General features: G+C 30.3%; 14 protein-coding genes, 2 tRNA genes and 2 pseudogenes. 10 read left to right on the top strand and 8 right to left on the bottom strand.

All coding sequences use genetic code 11. The features are described from left to right. The first annotated feature begins 2 nt into the window (after positions 1-2). Positions 3-1,934 carry a ribosomal protection-like ABC-F family protein gene (gene abc-f / locus FBF11_RS04320; protein WP_038401306.1) on the top strand — a complete coding sequence of 644 codons (1,932 nt, stop codon included), beginning with the start codon at positions 3-5 and terminating at the stop codon, positions 1,932-1,934. 28 nt (positions 1,935-1,962) lie between these two features. On the opposite strand, the gene FBF11_RS04315 is transcribed toward abc-f, so the two are convergent. Both FBF11_RS04315 and FBF11_RS04310 read right to left on the bottom strand, forming a co-directional pair. After that, positions 1,963-2,037, bottom strand: a tRNA-Gly gene (locus tag FBF11_RS04315). Positions 2,038-2,047: 10 nt separating this feature from the next. After that, positions 2,048-2,134 (bottom strand) — tRNA-Leu (locus FBF11_RS04310). A gap of 181 nt (positions 2,135-2,315) precedes the next feature. Between FBF11_RS04310 and flgL the strand changes: the two genes are divergently transcribed. Next, positions 2,316-4,568 carry a flagellar hook-associated protein FlgL gene (flgL, locus tag FBF11_RS04305; protein WP_057033750.1) on the top strand — a complete coding sequence of 751 codons (2,253 nt, stop codon included), beginning with the start codon at positions 2,316-2,318 and terminating at the stop codon, positions 4,566-4,568. Positions 4,569-4,677: 109 nt separating this feature from the next. Then, positions 4,678-7,518, top strand: a complete 2,841-nt coding sequence (locus tag FBF11_RS04300; protein WP_057033751.1) for a DNA translocase FtsK — start codon at positions 4,678-4,680, stop codon at positions 7,516-7,518. An 85-nt stretch (positions 7,519-7,603) separates the two neighbouring features. Here the strand turns inward: FBF11_RS04300 and rpsO are convergent, their stop codons facing one another. After that, positions 7,604-7,876 carry a 30S ribosomal protein S15 gene (gene rpsO / locus FBF11_RS04295; protein ID WP_002852579.1) on the bottom strand — a complete coding sequence of 91 codons (273 nt, stop codon included), beginning with the start codon at positions 7,874-7,876 and terminating at the stop codon, positions 7,604-7,606. Between the two features lie 174 nt (positions 7,877-8,050). On the opposite strand from rpsO, the gene FBF11_RS04290 reads away from it, so the two are divergent. From FBF11_RS04290 to FBF11_RS04270, 5 genes are read left to right on the top strand one after another with little or no spacing between them, the layout of a single operon-like run. Then, the gene (locus tag FBF11_RS04290) at positions 8,051-8,461 is read left to right on the top strand and encodes an RrF2 family transcriptional regulator (RefSeq protein WP_002852609.1); all 411 of its coding nucleotides are present in this window, start codon (positions 8,051-8,053) and stop codon (positions 8,459-8,461) included. Continuing rightward, entirely contained in the window at positions 8,448-10,622 is a 2,175-nt protein-coding gene (gene flhA, locus FBF11_RS04285; protein WP_002852599.1) for a flagellar biosynthesis protein FlhA, read from the top strand. The genes FBF11_RS04290 and flhA overlap by 14 nt, the downstream gene beginning before the upstream one ends. Positions 10,623-10,630: 8 nt before the next feature. After that, positions 10,631-11,677, top strand: coding sequence for a DHH family phosphoesterase (locus tag FBF11_RS04280; protein WP_002859543.1), 1,047 nt, complete (start codon positions 10,631-10,633; stop codon positions 11,675-11,677). Continuing rightward, a complete protein-coding gene (locus tag FBF11_RS04275; RefSeq protein ID WP_002852415.1) occupies positions 11,661-11,903 on the top strand; it encodes a hypothetical protein in 243 nt (80 codons plus the stop codon). Before FBF11_RS04280 ends, FBF11_RS04275 begins: the two co-directional genes overlap by 17 nt. After that, entirely contained in the window at positions 11,900-12,532 is a 633-nt protein-coding gene (locus tag FBF11_RS04270) for a hypothetical protein (RefSeq protein ID WP_002852437.1), read from the top strand. Before FBF11_RS04275 ends, FBF11_RS04270 begins: the two co-directional genes overlap by 4 nt. Here the strand turns inward: FBF11_RS04270 and FBF11_RS04265 are convergent. After that, positions 12,510-12,660: pseudogene (locus FBF11_RS04265) on the bottom strand (hypothetical protein). The gene FBF11_RS04270 and the pseudogene FBF11_RS04265 sit on opposite strands and share 23 nt — an antisense overlap. 365 nt (positions 12,661-13,025) lie before the next feature. On the opposite strand from FBF11_RS04265, the gene FBF11_RS08520 reads away from it, so the two are divergent. Both FBF11_RS08520 and FBF11_RS08515 read left to right on the top strand, forming a co-directional pair. After that, positions 13,026-13,415, top strand: a complete 390-nt coding sequence (locus FBF11_RS08520) for a cytochrome C (RefSeq protein ID WP_153892780.1) — start codon at positions 13,026-13,028, stop codon at positions 13,413-13,415. Positions 13,416-13,479: 64 nt separating this feature from the next. Further along, positions 13,480-13,857 (top strand): c-type cytochrome, encoded by a 378-nt coding sequence (locus FBF11_RS08515; RefSeq protein ID WP_002868140.1) that lies wholly within the window; start codon positions 13,480-13,482, stop codon positions 13,855-13,857. 34 nt (positions 13,858-13,891) lie between these two features. Here the strand turns inward: FBF11_RS08515 and FBF11_RS04255 are convergent, their stop codons facing one another. The 4 genes and pseudogenes from FBF11_RS04255 to FBF11_RS04240 form a co-directional block, all read right to left on the bottom strand. Next, the gene (locus FBF11_RS04255) at positions 13,892-14,533 is read right to left on the bottom strand and encodes a thiol:disulfide interchange protein DsbA/DsbL (protein ID WP_002867467.1); all 642 of its coding nucleotides are present in this window, start codon (positions 14,531-14,533) and stop codon (positions 13,892-13,894) included. 88 nt (positions 14,534-14,621) lie between these two features. Beyond that, positions 14,622-16,456 (bottom strand): annotated as a pseudogene (locus FBF11_RS08585) (aryl-sulfate sulfotransferase). A gap of 87 nt (positions 16,457-16,543) precedes the next feature. Beyond that, positions 16,544-17,353 (bottom strand): protein-disulfide oxidoreductase DsbI, encoded by an 810-nt coding sequence (gene dsbI / locus FBF11_RS04245; protein WP_002873836.1) that lies wholly within the window; start codon positions 17,351-17,353, stop codon positions 16,544-16,546. Further along, the gene (locus FBF11_RS04240) at positions 17,350-17,709 is read right to left on the bottom strand and encodes a hypothetical protein (protein ID WP_002868144.1); all 360 of its coding nucleotides are present in this window, start codon (positions 17,707-17,709) and stop codon (positions 17,350-17,352) included. Before FBF11_RS04240 ends, dsbI begins: the two co-directional genes overlap by 4 nt. Positions 17,710-18,109 lie beyond the last annotated feature (400 nt).

The following is an 18,109-nucleotide window of genomic DNA, read 5'->3' as shown; positions in this document are numbered from 1 at the left end:
AAATGGCTCTTATAGATTTAATTGAAGCTTCAAAAAAATTTGGAGACAAAATAGTTTTAAATGAAGTAAATTTTAGCGCAAACGAGGGAGAAAAGATTGCTATTATAGGCAAAAATGGAGAAGGAAAATCTACTTTTTTAAAAACGCTTTTAGGCACACTTCCTTTAGATAGCGGTAGAATAATAAGACAAAATGGAAAAAGCATAGCCATGCTTTCACAAACCGTTGATTTTAATGCAAATTTAAGCGTAAAAGAAGCCATCAAGCAAGAGCTTGTAGAAATTTACAATACCTTAGAAGAATATGAAATACTGCATAAAAAATTAGAAGAAGATCCTAGTAATAAAGATTATCTTCAAAAAATAGATACGCTTATGACTTTGATTGATAGTAAAGATGCTTGGAGTATAGAATCTAAAATAATACGCGTTTTAAAAGAATTTAGTTTACTTGAGTATGAAAATCGCATTATATCTACTTTAAGTGGTGGAGAAATACGCCGCGTTGGGCTTTGCATACTTTTACTAAAAAATCCTGATATTTTATTGCTTGATGAACCAACTAATCATTTAGATGTATATATGACAAGCTTTTTGGAAGAATTGCTAAAAAATTCAAAGATGTGTGTGATTTTTATTTCCCATGATAGATATTTTATTGACGCTATAGCACACAAGTGTGTAGAAGTAGAGCAGGGTAAGCTTAGTATTTTTAAAGGCGGATATGCAAACTATTTAGAGAAAAAAACACAAATTTTGCAAAGCCTTGCTAAGAGCCATGAAACTCTTTTAAAGCAATTAAAAAGCGAAGAAGAATGGCTTAGAAGAGGGGTTAAAGCAAGACTTAAAAGAAATGAAGGACGAAAAGAACGCATTTTTAAAATGCGTGAAGAAGCGAAAAAAAATCCTGGGGCAATCAAACGCTTAAAACTTGAAATTTCAAGAGCGGCTTTAAATTTTAATGGAGAAAAAACGATCAATCGTAAAAAAATGCTTTTTGAGCTTAAAAATATAAGCAAAAATATAAACAATAAAAATCTTTTTAAAGATTTTTCAACGCGTATTTTACAAGGTGAACGCATAGCTATCGTAGGAAGAAATGGTTGTGGAAAATCAACATTGTTAAAAATTCTTCTAGGGCAAATAAAACAAGATAGCGGTGAAATAAAACGCGGAGAGCTTAAGATAGGATATTTTGATCAGGCTAGAAGCTTGGTAAATTCTGATAAAAGCTTGCTTGAAATTTTTTGTCCCAATGGTGGAGATAGGGTTGAAGTTCGTGGTAAAAATATGCATGTTTATGGATATTTGAAAAATTTTCTATTTCCTAAGGAATTTTTAGATAAAAGCGTGGCTCTTTTAAGTGGCGGAGAGAAAAATCGCGTTGCTTTAGCCTTGCTTTTTATTAAAGAATATGATGTTTTGATTTTAGATGAGCCAACTAATGATCTTGATATAGCTACGATTAATATATTAGAAGAATACTTACTTAGTTTTGAAGGGGCTATTTTGCTAGTATCACACGATAGATATTTTGTTGATAAAATCGCAACAAAACTTTATGCTTTTGAGGGAAATGGATATATAAATATTTTACACACTCTTTATACTGAATATCTTGAAAATGAAAAAGAAATTGAAGAATTGGATAATTTTGCTTTAGAGCTTCAAACCCAAGAGCAAAATAATAACCAAAAAGAAAAAAGCTCCAAAAAATTGAGCTACAAAGAAAATGAGATATTAAAAAACCATCCTGAAAAAATAGATTTTTTAGAGCAAAAGATAGCTAAATTAAATCAAAATTTATCCGATCCAAATGTATATCAAGAAATAGGTATTAACAAGCTTTATCAAGAGCTTGAAGTAATGCAAAAAGAACTTGAAATTCTAGAAAATGAGTATTTTTTAGTATTAGAGAAAAGCGAGAATTTATAATTAAAGAGATTTTATATTTTTTATTCTATGGAGCGGGAAACGAGATTCGAACCCGCGACCCCAACCTTGGCAAGGTTGTGCTCTACCCCTGAGCTATTCCCGCAAAAAATAAGTGGTGCCCGAGGTCGGACTCGAACCGACACAAGGTTGCCCTTACCAGATTTTGAGTCTGGCGCGTCTACCAGTTTCACCACTCGGGCTCATTTTATAAGATTTAAAGCTAAAATTATACTTTTTTAGGCTAAAAAATACTTTAAAAATAAAAAGTATTTTCAAAAAGACAATATAAAATTATATAATTTAAATTTTTGGAACAGTTATTGCTTTTGTTTATTAGCAATGTTTGAAAAGATTTTAACTTTAATACTTTAGAGGAAAAAAATGAGAATTACAAATAAACTTAACTTCACAAATAGTGTGAATAATTCTATGGGCGGTCAAAGTGCTTTATATCAGATATCTCAACAACTTGCTTCAGGTTTGAAAATACAAAATTCATATGAAGATGCAAGCACTTATATAGATAATACGCGTCTTGAATATGAAATTAAAACATTAGAACAAGTAAAAGAATCAACAAGTAGAGCTCAAGAAATGACTCAAAATAGTATGAAAGCTTTACAAGATATGGTTAAACTTCTTGAAGATTTTAAAGTTAAAGTAACCCAAGCTGCAAGCGATAGCAATTCTCAAACCTCAAGAGAAGCTATAGCAAAAGAACTAGAACGTATAAAAGAAAGCATAGTTCAGCTTGCAAATACCAGTGTTAATGGTCAGTATCTTTTTGCAGGTTCTCAAGTTGCAAACAAACCTTTTGATTCTAATGGAAATTATTATGGAGATAAAAATAATATTAATGTAGTAACTGGAGCTGGAACTGAAAGCCCATACAATATACCAGGTTGGGATTTATTTTTTAAAGCAGATGGAGACTATAAAAAACAAATAAGCACTAATGTTAGTTTTACAGATAATCGTTGGGATTTAAATAAAGACCCTGATAAAACTAAATATCTCACAGGAGATTCTAAATGGCAACAACTTATCGGACAAGGTTATGTAAAAGATAATAGCTTAGATGCTGACAAAGACTTTGAGTATGATGATAGCAAACTAGATTTTCCTCCAACAACTCTTTATGTTCAAGGAACCAAGCCTGATGGAACAAGTTTTAAAAGTGCTGTACTCGTCAAACCCGAAGATACTTTAGAAGATGTAATGGAAAATATTGGAGCTCTTTATGGTAATACTCCAAATAATAAAGTAGTAGAAGTAAGTATGAATGATAGTGGTCAAATTCAAATTACAGATCTAAAGCAAGGTAATAATAAACTCGATTTTCATGCTGTAGCTTTCACACCACAAGCTGATGATAAAACTGAATTAAATAATATTATCCAAGCAGCACAGAATGAAGGCATTACAATGGAAGATGTTACAAACAGGGTTATGACTGCTGCACTAGGAAATCCCAATAATGGAGATATAACAAAATTAAACAACCCTGTAACTGTAACAATCAACAATCAACAATTCACAATCGATTTAAAACAAACTGATTTTATCAAAAGTAAAATGACAGATACAGATGGAAATGCTGCTAATGGAGCTGATTACGATAATGTGTATTTTGAAAAAAATGGCAATACTGTTTATGGTAATGTTTCTCAAGTTATCAAAGGAAGCAATGCTTATGCCACTGATTCAACCAAACTTAGCGAGGTAATGGCAGGAGATAGCCTAAATGGTACTACTTTAAATTTAAAAGTCAATTCCAAAGGTGGAAATTCTTACGATGTTACTATAAATTTACAAACTTCAACTGTAAGCTATCCTGATCCTAATAATCCAGGTCAAACCATAAGCTTTCCTATTATACATACTAATCCTGCAACTGGAAATAGTGGGGTTGTTACAGGATCAAATGATATTACTTATGGTCAAATTAATGATATTATAGGTATGTTTGCTGCAGATAAAATTCCTACAACAACCATACAAGCCAATAATGGTCAAATTAATAATGCAGATTATACCCAAATACAACAACTCATGAAAGATTCACAAGCTACTGTTGATGTAAGTATGGATTATAAAGGTCGTATTAGTGTTACTGATAAACTTTCTTCAGGCACTAATATAGAAATTTCTCTTAGTGATTCTCAAAGTGGCCAATTTCCAGCACCTCCTTTTACCACAACTTCTACTGTACAAAATGGTCCAAATTTTAGTTTTAGCGCGAATAATTCTTTAACTATAGATGAGCCAAATGTGGATATTATTAAAGATTTAGATTCAATGATTGATGCTGTTTTAAAAGGCAATATGAGAGCAGACTCCGAAAGTGAAAACCCTAGAAATACAGGTATGCAAGGAGCTTTAGAAAGACTTGATCATTTAGCAGATCATGTTAGCAAGCTTAATACAACTATGGGAGCATATCATAATACTATCGAAGGTGTTAATACACGCACATCCTTTTTAAGCGTTAATGTCCAAAGTATAAAATCAAATGTGATTGATGTAGATTATGGTGAGGCAATGATGAATTTAATGCAAGTTCAACTTGCATATCAAGCTTCTCTTAAAGCTAGTACAACAATTTCTCAACTTAGCTTATTAAATTATATGTAAAATTTTTTATGGTATAATTTGGCTTTGATTTTATTTTCAAGGAAAGAATATTAAAAAAGAAGCCATTTTTACCAGCTCCACGCTTGTTATTTTTTATCTTTGTCTTTGTATGCTAGCACCTGGCATGGGAGAATGGGTTTACAAGGCTAATTTATTTTTATTTGGAGAATTTGGGTATTATTATCCATTTTCTTTGCTTATATTAAATTATCTCTACTATAAAAAAAAATATAAAATAGAAAATTTTAATCGTAGGGAGCTTTTTGGTTTTTCTTTGGCCTTTTTTTCTGCCTTGCTTTTATTTTCTGTCTTTTATAGAGAGTTTGGGTATATTTTAGAAATTGTATATGGATTTTTTTCTATAATCTTAGGGCGTACAGGGAGTGGAATTTTTGCTCTTTTACTTCTACTATTTTCTTTGGTTTTATTGTTTCCAAAATTTGCAAAAGAAATTTTAAAAATAGAATTAGATTTTACTTATTTATTAAAAATAGAGCAAGCTTTTAAATCTTTACTTATGCGTGTATTTGGTGGAGAAAACGAGAAAGAAGATGTAGGTAAATCAGAACCTATAGCTCCAAAATTAAATATTTTGCAAGATAGTATTTATGGAAATTTACAAATAAACAAAAAAGGGGAAACCAATAACTTAGAACAGATAATTAAAGATAGCAATATCAATGCAAGTAAAAATTCAATTACCACGGCCAAGGAAAATTTTGAAAAACTAAAAAATCAAATTTTAGATGAAACCATAGAGATTGATAAACAAAGTTTAAAAGAATCAAGAAGTTTTGTTCATGAGCATTCTCAACAAGTGCGAAATTTCGCACAAAAGGCTAGTAAAATGAGCATTAGTCTTGATGAAGATTTTAATTTTATTTCAGAAGAAGAGGTAGATATGATTCCTGAACGTTTTTTAAAACCTAAAAAACTTGAAGATATAAAGCAAATAGATACAAATAAAAATTTAGATGAGCCAAGTTATAAACGTAAAAATATTGAAATTCCAGTTTCTAATCAAGAAGTTAAACCAAAAATTTTTACAAAAGAGCTTGAACTTAGAGAGAATTTGATAAAAAAAGAAAAACTAGAACAAGAATACAAAGCCTATCAAAATGAAATTTTAGAAAATAAAGTAAAACAAGAAATTAAAAAATTAGAAGAATATGATGCGATAAATTCAAGCGATATTATAGAAGGGAATAAATATAGTTTTAATAGCCCAAAAACAATTAAAACAGAAACAGAAGAATCAGACAAAATAAATGAAAATAAAAATCTAGATAAAGCAGACAATATCTTTGAATTTGCTCCCATTGTAGAAGAGTTAAATCATCCTTATATAGAACCTACTCCTATAAAAAATATAAATGAAATAGTTATAGAAGAAAAAAATACACTCGATTTTATCCAAAATACAGAAACTAAAATCGATAATGAAAAAACAAATGATCAAGAAATTAAACTTCAAAAAGCAGTTTTAGCCAAAGAAATTGCTATTAACCAAGCTTTATTGCGTGAAATAGAGCAGGGCGAAGTAGAAAAACCAAAAGATTTCACCTTGCCGCCATTAGATTTTTTAGCTAATCCAAAAGAACACAAACAAGAAATCAATGAAAGTGAAATAGATAAAAAAATTTATAATCTTCTTGAAAAATTGCGTCGTTTTAAAATAGGCGGCGATGTTATAAGCACTTATGTTGGTCCTGTGGTAACTACTTTTGAATTTCGTCCTAGTGCAGATGTGAAAGTAAGTCGTATTTTAAATTTACAAGATGATTTAACTATGGCTTTAATGGCAAAATCAATCCGTATTCAAGCTCCAATACCAGGAAAAGATGTTGTAGGTATAGAAGTTCCAAATGATGAAATTCAAACCATTTATTTAAGAGAAATTTTACAAAGTGAAGTTTTTAAAAACGCTAAAAGTCCTTTAACCATAGCTTTAGGTAAAGATATAGTAGGCAATGCTTTTGTAACCGATCTTAAAAAACTTCCGCATTTACTCATCGCAGGAACGACAGGTAGTGGTAAAAGTGTGGGGATAAATTCTATGCTTTTAAGTCTTTTATATCGCAACTCTCCAAAAACCTTGCGTTTGATGATGATAGATCCTAAGATGCTTGAATTTAGCATTTATAATGACATTCCTCATCTTTTAACTCCTGTTATCACAGATCCAAAAAAAGCAGTCAATGCGCTTTCAAATATGGTAGCTGAAATGGAAAGACGCTATCGCTTAATGGCTGATGCAAAAACCAAAAATATAGAAAATTACAATGAAAAAATGAAAGAATTAGGCGGAGAAGAACTTCCTTTTATTGTAGTAATTATCGATGAACTTGCTGATTTGATGATGACTGCGGGTAAAGATGTAGAATTTTATATAGGAAGACTTGCGCAAATGGCAAGAGCAAGTGGAATCCACTTGATTGTAGCTACACAACGACCTTCTGTTGATGTTGTAACAGGACTAATTAAAGCGAATTTACCAAGTAGAATTTCTTATAAAGTAGGGCAAAAAATTGACTCTAAAGTTATTTTAGATGCTATGGGTGCTGAAAGTTTACTTGGAAGAGGGGATTGTTTATTTACTCCTCCTGGAACAAGCTCTATAGTGCGTTTGCATGCGCCTTTTGCAAGCGAATTTGAAATAGAAAAAATCGTGGATTTTCTAAAGGATCAACAAAGCGTAGAATATGATGAAAGCTTTTTAAAGGATCAACAAAGCGTAGGTGTTACAACAAATGAAAGCTTTGATGGGGAAGTAGATGAGCTTTATGAAGAAGCTAAAAGAGTAATCTTAGAAGATGGAAAAACAAGCATTTCTTATTTACAACGCCGTTTAAAAATCGGCTATAACCGCTCTGCAAATATTATTGAACAACTTACGCAAAACGGGATTTTAAGCGAACCTGATGCCAAAGGACAAAGGGAAATCTTGTAAGATTTTTCTTGTGTTTTTGATATATAAAACTGATTACAAAAGAAGAAATTTAAAAGGCAAAAGCCCCGTAAAAAGGGCTTAAAAATTATTTATCTCTAAGATTTAATTCAGTAATTAACTTACTATAAGAATTATAATCTTTTCTTTTAAGATAAGATAAAAGTCTTTTTCTTTGACCTACAAGTTTTAGAAGTCCTAATCTTGATGAAAAGTCTTTTTTGTAGATTTTTAAATGTTCTGTAAGTTCTGCAATTCTTGCAGTTAAAAGAGCTACTTGAACTTCTGTTGAACCAGTATCACCTGGTTTTTTAGCGAATTTCGCAACTATTTCTGCTTTTTTGGCCGAATCCAAAGCCATGATAGACCTCCTGATTGGTAAAATAATAAAATTAAAGAACTGTAATTTTATCTTAAAAAGCAAAAAATAAACTGAATTTATCTTTTTTAGAAGGTTTTGTCAAAATTTAAGTCTTTTTCTAAGAATTATTTATTATAATTACAGCTATTTCTGTAGTTATAACAAGGAGAATCTGTGCTATTTACCAAAGCTAGCGAATACGCTTTACTTTCTTTAATTTATATTTCTCAAAAAGAAACACCTCAAGATGTAGATTCTTTAGCTTTAGAGCTTGATATTCCTAAAAGTTTTTTAGCTAAAATTTTACAAACTTTAGCTAAAGATGGCTTGTTAAAATCCTTTAAAGGGGCAAAAGGTGGTTTTGTTTTAATTAAAGAACCAAGTCAATATACTATAAAAGAAATTGTTAATAGTGCTGAAAAAAAGGATATCAGTGTATTTGAATGCAGTGGTGGCACTTGTCCAAATAATAAAGAAGAAAATTGCACCTTAATGCCTATGTTAGTAAATTTACAAAATAAAGTAGATGAATTTTTAGATTCTATTACTTTAGAAGATATTATGAAAAATAATGGCAAAAAATAAAATAGTCGATTTAGTTTTTCCTTTCTTGGGGCCTTTAATCGCTCCTGTTTTAAAAGCTAAAAGCTTGACTATTGTTGGTTTTTTAGTTTGTATTTTAGCTATTATTATAGTTCCTTTACCAAGTCCTATTTTGGACTTTTTCTTGGCTTTAAGTATAGCTTTATCGGTATTAATTATTTTAATTTCTATTTATATACCCAAACCGACAGATTTAACAACTTTTCCAACTTTAATCTTGATTATCACTTTATTTAGGCTTTCATTAAATATAGCTACCACAAGGATGATTTTAAGCGAAGGGCAAAACGGCCCTGAAGCTGTGAGTGAGATTATAGCAGCATTTGGAGAATTTGTTGTTGGTGGAAATATGGTCATTGGCGTGATTGTATTTTGTATTTTAGTATTGATTAATTTCATGGTTGTAACAAAAGGTAGTACAAGGGTTTCTGAAGTACAAGCAAGATTTACACTTGATGCGATGCCGGGTAAACAAATGGCTATTGATGCGGATTTAAATGCAGGACTTATTGATGAACAAACCGCTAGAGCAAGACGTCAAGAAGTTATTGCTGAGGCAAACTTCTATGGTGCAATGGATGGTTCTTCTAAATTTATCAAAGGAGATGCTGTTGCAGGAATTATCATAACTATTATAAATATCATAGGTGGTTTTTTAATAGGATCTTTTCAGCACGATATGGCTTTAAGCGATGCTGCTTCTACCTATACTATTTTAACCATAGGTGATGGACTTGTATCTCAAATTCCAGGGCTTATTACTTCTACTGCAACCGCTATAATTATCACTCGTGCAAGCAAAGATGAGGAAAATTTTGCAGAAGGAACTTTAACTCAACTTTTAAGCGAATATCGCACGCTTTTAATAGTAGGTTTTGTACTTTTTATCTTTGCGTTAGTGCCTGGTTTGCCAACTTTATCCTTGGGCTTTATGGCTTTAGTATTTTTAAGCCTTGGCTATCTTACCAAGCAGGTTAAGGAAGGTAAAATTGATATAACTACAGTTAAAAAAAGCAAACCAAGTGCCGCAGCTGCATCTCAAAGTGGAGCAGGTGGGACAACGGCAGCGCCTGCTAAGAAAAGCGAAGAAGAAATTCTCAAAGAAGAAGAGCACAAGATTAACGATATACTCAAAGTTGAAATTTTAGAACTTGAACTTGGATACGGACTTATTAAGCTTGCTGAAAACGAACTTACAGAAAGAATTCGCTCAATGAGAAGAAGTATTGCTGAAAGTTTAGGATTTTTAATGCCAAAAATAAGAATAAGAGATAATTTAAGACTTAAACCAAATGAGTATAGTTTTAAACTCAAGGGCGTGTCTATAGCAAGTGCTGAAATTTATCCGGATAAATATTTAGCCATGGATAGTGGTTTTATCACAGAAGAGATAGAAGGGATTGCTACAAAAGAACCCGCTTTTAACTCTGATGCACTTTGGATTGATGCGAATTTAAAAGATGAAGCAACATTAAATGGCTATATAGTAATAGATCCTGCAAGTGTTATTTCAACACATATGAGCGAACTTATCAAAGCGCACGCAAGCGAACTTCTCACACGCCAAGAGGTACAAAATCTTCTTGATAAGGTTAAAAATGATTATCCAATCATCGTAGAAGGTGCTTTAGGTGTTGCACCTGTAAGTCTTATTCAAAAAATTCTCAAAGACTTGCTTAAGCATCACATACCAATTAAAGATATGCTTACTATTTTAGAATCTGTAAGCGATATAGCAGAAGTAAGCAAGAGTTTTGATATGATTATTGAACATGTAAGGGCGTCCTTAGCTAGGATGATTACAAATATGTATTTAGATGATAAAGGAAATTTGGATATTTTTATCTTAGACTCTGCTAGTTCTGCGGTTTTAATGGAAAATGTACAATTTAGAGATGGAAGTTATCACTTGCCTTTAAGTGTAGCTCAAACAGGTACTTTAGTAGATACTCTAAGGGCTGAAGTTGCCGCAGTAGCAAATGGTCGTATCAAGCCTTTTATACTTTGCGTTGAACCGCAGCTTAGAAAATTCATTGCTGATATTTGTTATAATTTTAGCATTAATATAGTAGTGTTAAGTTTTGCAGAAATTGCAGAAAATACAAATTTTAATACCGAGGGTATTATTAGGATAGAACTTTAAGGAATATAATGAAAATTTATCATCTTTCACATACAGATCTTGATGGCTATGCTTGTCAATTTATAGTAAATTTTTATTTTAAAAATGTGAAATTTTATAATTCTAATTATGGCAAAGAAATTAATGAAAATTTTAACTCTATTATAGGCGATATAGAAAAAGATGAAAATTTCGGAAAAGCTATTATTCTAATAACAGATTTAAATTTAAATTTAAATCAATGCGAAGAATTTGAAAAAATTTGCAAAGAGAAAAATACTAAAATTTTTCTTCTTGATCATCATCAAAGTGGCGAAGAATGTGCTCAAAAATATTCTTGGTATTTACTTGATTCTAAAAGATGTGCAACTAAAATCGTTTATGATTTTTTCTCTAAAATCTGTACTCCTGTTTTAGAACTTTCAAAATTTGTTGATGTGGTTAATGCTGTTGATATTTGGCTAAGCGAGGATGAAAATTTTGAACTTGGAAAGGTTTTTTTAGGCTTGATTGCCAATGCAAAAGAAATAAATCGTGTAATGTTTAAAGAATCTCAAATTGATTATATGTTTTTCTTGCTTGATAAGGCTTGGAAATTTATAGGAAAAGAAAATGCAAATATTTTACTCGATAATGCTACTCATTTTATAAAAAAGGATTATTTTGCCAGAAAAAATGATGATACTCTTTCTAATTTAATTTCTTATTTTGTAGTTGAAAAACTAAGTGAGCTAAAAGAAAATTTCAGCATAGAATATGAAGGCCATAAAGGCATCTTAACTTCAAATATAGGCAATACTTCTGTTATTGGAAATGATTTTTTAGTAAAAAATCCTGATTATGACTTTTTTATTGATGTTAGTTCTAGAAAAACCTTAAGTTTTCGTGCAAATGGAAAAATAGATGTAAGTTTAATGGCTAAAAATTTAGTAGGTGGTGGCGGACATAAAAATGCTAGTGGTGGACTTTTTGCGACATTTAAAGATGGAGCAAATTATAATTATATTAAGGCTCAAATTATTGATTTAATTAAAAGCAAAGAACTTAAAAAGGAAAACAATGAATCAAAACAATAATAAAACCTTAAAAAATGAATTAGAAGATTTACAATATGAGCTTAGCATAGTTTTAGAAGCTATGCTTTTATACGCTGGAGTTAAAAGAGAAAAATTAGAAAATGCAATAGAAGCTTATATTGATAATATAGATAATGTACTCGAAAATTCCAACAAAGAAGGGGTTGATGAAATTTTAGAAGTGGTGGAATTTCTAAAAAATAAATACAAAGATTTTTTTCAATGAAAAAGTGTATTTTAATTTTTTTTAGTTTATATTCTTTAAGTTTTGCTAATATTTATGAAAAATTAAATGATTTTGCTTATGAAAAAAAACCGAATAAAGATTTTAAGATTCAAGAAGTTAAATTAGTGCAATTTTCACAAGAGAATAAAGATTGCCTTGAACTTTTAATAGAAGCCAGTCAAGTTAGAATTTTAAATAGCTATAATTCTTGTCAAAAATTATCTAAAGATGAAAGTTTTCAAAAATTTCTTAATGAAGATTTTTTAAAACTTTATAAAAATAATGGATATTTGATTAATGAAAATTTACAAAATTTGAAAAATACCATGCAGGATATTATGATATATTATAAACTCCGATATTCTTTTAGTAAAGATGTAAAAGATATGAGTAAAAATAAGAATTTGGATATTTTAAATATAGATGAAAAAGATGGTGGCACTTTACTTTACAAAATCAACAATCAAGCTTGCGTTGGAATAGAACTTACAAGACATGACTCAAGAATGGCTATGAAAATATACGGGATAGAAAATTTGGATAAAGAGTGCAAACTATTTATCCAATCACCTTCTTTTAAAGATCTTTCCTACACAAAAAAGGATTTTAAGTGGTATTATTTAGAATAAATAAATGCTTTAATTTTTAAATAAAAATTTTTAAAAACCACACTTAAAGTAAAAGTATCTTGCCTTCCAAGATTTTGAAAAACGCAGTTGTCTAAGTCTTTTTTTTCTTGAATGCTTAAATTTTTCATTAACCTAACCTTTAAAAATATTGCAAGATTTTATTATAGTGAAAAAACTTTATTTTTGCTTTAAATATATAAGTTCTATTTTAAATATAAACGAATATTATTTTAAGGTTTAAAGCTTTTTTCTTAAAATGTAATTAGGTTTTATTGACTTTTTCTAAATAAAGTCTTATACTGAATTTAAATTACGCAAAATAAGGAGGGAAATTGATGAATAAATTTTCTATAGTTTTAACTTTGTTGTTATGTGGAAGTTGTGCTTTAGCCTTAGATCCAAATTTGGAAAAAAACTAAGAGTGCAACAGGTATTGATCTGCCTACTGCCAAATGGAATTTACCTAAGGAATTAAATGAAGATGGCACTATAGATGAAACTAAAATGCCAAAAAATTCAGAATATAGCAAAATGGTTATTTTGGGAAATAAAATTCTTAATGAAACAAGCAAATATGTGGGTCCACAAGCCAAAGATCCTAAAAAAAAGATTTGCGGGAAATAATCTTTCTTGTTCAAGCTGTCATGCTAATGGTGGAAGTGTGCAAAATCAATCGGGTTTTGTAGGAATTTGGGCAAGATTTCCACAATATAATGCAAGAGGAGATAAAGTAATTACCTTAGCAGATAGGATCAATGGCTGTTTTGAACGCTCTATGAATGGCAAAAGAATGCCTAGTGATACACCTGAAATGAAAGCCATGCTAACTTATATGCAATGGTTATCTCAAGGAGTTCCAGTAGGAGCTAAGATAGAAGGATAGGGACTTAAGAAGATAGATTTCATCTTAAGAGCAGCTGATCCTAAAAAAAGGTAAGGCAATTTATATGGATAAATGTGCTGTTTGTCATCAAGAAAATGGCTTAGGGCTTAAAAATGAGGATAGCACAGGGGCGTATTATCTTTATCCACCACTTTGGGGTGATGATAGTTATAATACAGGAGCTGGAATGTATCGTCTTATCAAAGCTGCTTCTTATATTAAAGAAAATATGCCTCAAGGTGCGCCTGACTTAAGTCTTGAAGATGCTTATGATGTAGCAGCTTACATGAATTCACAAGCTCGTCCTATTAAAGCAAATAGAAATAAAGACTTTCCAGATAGAAAGGTTAAGCCTTTAGATATGGATGTAGGACCTTATGATGATAGCTTTTCTACAACCCAACATCGCTATGGACCTTATACAAATATGATCAAAAAATAATTTTTAAGGCAATTTTTATTGCCTTAAAAATTTATTATTTCATATTACTTAATTTTTTAACTAGATCTTCTAAATCTTGCATCGAATTGATTGCACTTGGGTTAATTTGATATTTTCCATTAACAACAAAAGCAGGGGTGCCATAGGTTTTAGCTATATCATTAGCTCTTTGAAACTCGCTTAAAATTTCTTTAGCTTTTGGGGTATTTAAAAAATTTAATACTTCATTTTTATTTACATTCATAGCCTTTAAACCTATGTCGTAAAATTCATTTAAATTTGAAAAATTTCTTTGCTTGTTTAAAAAATAAGAAACAAAATAAACATCAGCAAGTTTATAAGATAAACTATCAGAATAACTCGCGTCTTTACCATTTTGCTCATCTTTGTATTGAGCAAAGGCAAAAAGCTCATTCATTTCTTTGGAAAATTCCCCATTCATTAAACTTACAGGATAGAGTTTAAAATGTAAATTTGGAAAAGCTTCTCTCAGTTTTTCAAGGGTTCCAAATTTATGATGATTGTAACAATGTATACATTTATAAGAAAATGCTTCTATTACACTATTTTCAGAGCTAGGTAAACTTGGATTAAGAGTAATAAAACTATTATTTGCTAATGCAAAACTTGAACAAAATACAAGCGTTAAAACAAATTTGCAAAAAAATTTACGCATATTATATCCTTTAGTTAAATAAAATTTTCAAAGATAATTTTATTTAAAAAAAATAAATAAGCCGCCAAAATTTATTTTTTGGTAATTTTTATTGATCAACACTAAAAGGCATTGCTTGATAACCCGTTCCTGAACCGCTAAATTGAATTTGAACCGAAGGCTCCTTGGCACCCCAGTTAAATTCATCAATTTCAGGTTTTGGCTCTCCAAAACTTACACCTTTACTAAGATCAAAAGCCATTCAGGCTGTTGCACTATAAACCATAATAGAATTTTTATCTGGTTCATATTGAGTTAAAGAAGTTACAGGAGAAAACCATTCATTTCCACGATTTTGCCATATTCCCAAATTTGTTCCACAGTTTTATTTTGCTGATCGATTTTATAAATTACAGAACGAGAATATTTTTGACTTGCAAATACAGGTTGTTCAGCTCCTCTTGCATCACCATTATCAAAAACACTTATATAAATATAACGCTTGTTTGATTTACTATCAATTCTCCAGCCTGTATGCTGCGTCCAAGTAAAATCAAATCCACCATTGTCATTTTCATAACCTGGGCATTTGCTATAATCATCGCAAACAATTTTTTTGCCATTTTTATCTACAGGTTGCAATAAATATTTTTGAAATTCTTTATTCCACCCTTTATGTACCCCTAAAATCCATTTTATTTTTTATCACGACCAATTTTAACAACAGCACTTTGATGGCGACTAGAAATAATAATACTATCATCACTTGGATCATAATCAACGCTATTTACATGAGCCCAAATTCCTGCCTATACCTGCTATATCTCCAAATTTGTCGCTTTCATCCATTTTGGCAAGTTCTTCATCGCTTAAAGTTTTACCCGCTTTGCTTGCATCTATATTTAAACACACTACACCTTGATCTAAAGCTTTGATAATAGTACTTCTATAAGGATCTAAAATCTCATACAATCTCTAATCATCAACAACATTACCATTCTCATCTACCTCTACAATAGTATCACGCACAGCGCGTACATGCTTACCATCTGGACTCAAAGTATTTGTTGAAGCTACTCTTAAATAAATAATGCCCATTTTGCATATTGTCCATAGCATGAGAAAAAATCTATATAGACAGCAGGTAATTTGCGATTGAAAATTTCTCTTCCCAGACATCGTATTTTACATATCTTTGACCAAATCCCCAAGTTAAAGCTCCATCTTTGTTTTGACGAAAACTCATCATAATTCCACGATTGTAAATATTACCCCAGTTTATTAGTTTATCGTTATCAAAATACCATCTGATTTCACCCTTGATATCTATGATAAAGACATTTGAATTTTCATCCCATTCCATAGCACCACCTACAGGATTATTCCATACAGATTGTGAGCCTTTGCCAGATTGTTTTCCAGGAGCATTATTTACTAAATATAACCTATCTGAAAATTTTGGATCCATTTTTAATACTTTCACATTTTCAAAAGGAGTTCCTCTTTGATCAGTACTTCCACTTGGTTCTATGCTAACCCCTGGAGTTGTAATTTTATAAATCTCATCAATGACTTTTTGACTTTTACCATTTGCAGTTTTAGTATAACTTACCTTTACTGTATTTAAATAAGAAGGATAAAGTCCAAAAATAGGAATTCCACCATAAGTCTTAGCCATTTTAGAATTCACATTATAAGAGATAGTTTGGCCATTTGGTTTAGGAACAATGGTTACTTTTATATCACTTAAAACATAGGCATTATCCATGATAATAGCGGTCAAAGGAGACAATCCATAAGGATTCATTTTAATCGCACCTATTTGCCCTTGAATTTGCCAATCTATTTTCGCTCCACTAGGACCACCCATGGCCATAAAGCATTAGGTGCAAGTAGGGTAGAACCCACCAAAAGTGCCATGCAAAGAGTTTTGCTAAGTCTCATGATAAATCCTTTAAAATTATTTAAGCCATCCTAAAATAGCTTAATAAAATTTTAATAATACGCAACAAAAATAATTTGTTGCGTATTTTAAGAGCATCTTAAAACGACTTGATTCAAATGAATTAAACTAGCTATATTTTGATTTGGATTTTTTGGTTCGCCTATAAATTTAAACACCAAAACCAAAATAACAATCACCAATGCAAAAATTTTAGCATTAGGTTTATTTTTATCTAAAACATAGGCTATAAACATTGCAAAAAGCACGACAAAACAACATAAAAATGCTATAAGACAGCAAATTGCCATATTCATAAACTTTAAACTAGGAATCAAATACCAACCATTGCTATAAAGCCCATTTTCAAAATCAGGTAGAGTTCCTATAAAAAATTTTTGAAAAGCATTGAGATGATTATAAGCATTTTTTGGAACTACAGGGGTATCCATCCCACATTCTCCTGTTGGCAAAAACCAACTAGGAGCCCACTCATGCAAAGGTAAATTAAATGGATAAATAGGAATTTCACGACATCCATCTACACCTGCAAAAGGATTTTCAGAATGAACCACTTCATGAATATGATTTAAAGTTAGACAATGCTCCAAGCCAAGCCAAATTCCATAAAAAGCTAAGCTATAAGAAAAAATTTTTATAATATTATTTGTAGGGTTGATTAATGCAATCATACCGCTTATAGCCATAACAAGCATATCAAATCTTATATACACACATTGTTCGCAAGGTTCCATAAAAAGATATTCTTGAAATAAAAAATGTGCTATACAAGTAAGTCCTATAGTAACTATAATCAAAATTAACCAAGGTTCACGCGTATCTTGCCATTTAGAAAGTGAAAAATTTCTGCATTTATCTTTCATTTTTATACAACTCATTTTTGCTTGCTAAGTTCTTTAGTAATTTCAATCAAAGCCTCTGGAGAGTTGATTGCACTTGGAACGATTTGATATTTTCCATTAACAACAAAAGCAGGGGTGCCATAATTTTGCGAAATAGGATTGGCAATTTCATAACTTTTTAAAAGCTCTGCAGCCTCTGGAGTTTTTAAGAAATTTTCAAAATCAGCTTTACTTACATTCATTGCTTTTAAACCGACACTATAATTATCAGCGTTAGCAATAGGATTTTTAAGAATTACATATTCTTTACCTTCACTCAATACACTAGCACTTATACCTGCTAAAAAAGCACATACAACAATAGATCTTGCTAATTTTACTGGAAATTTCATTACCCTCTCCTTGAAATTTGGATTTGATAAAACTTTTTATTAAGTTTTTATGTAATAACTATTTATAACACTATTAAAATAAAAATATTCTTAAAAAATTTTATAACTAAGAATATTTACTTTAACTAAAAATCAAGAATAGGGGGTTAAAAAATTTAATGCATAAGTTATCATTTTTATGTATATTTTGATAATAATATAAAATAATTTAATTTTTAAATATTCTTTATAGTTTTCAAGAAAAGTAAAATATAATTTTAATTTACGAAATAAAATTATCAATTTTTTACATTATATTTTATGGATAAGTTTATTTCACTCAAAAGGTAAAATCATAAAAGTATGTAAAAATAGTAGCTTAATCTATATCAAAGTAGAATAATCTAGGTGTATATAAAAA

This window comes from Campylobacter sp. CFSAN093224, assembly GCF_012897395.1.
Taxonomy (GTDB): Bacteria; Campylobacterota; Campylobacteria; order Campylobacterales; family Campylobacteraceae; genus Campylobacter_D; species Campylobacter_D jejuni.
This window is presented reverse-complemented; position numbering and strand designations above follow the sequence as displayed.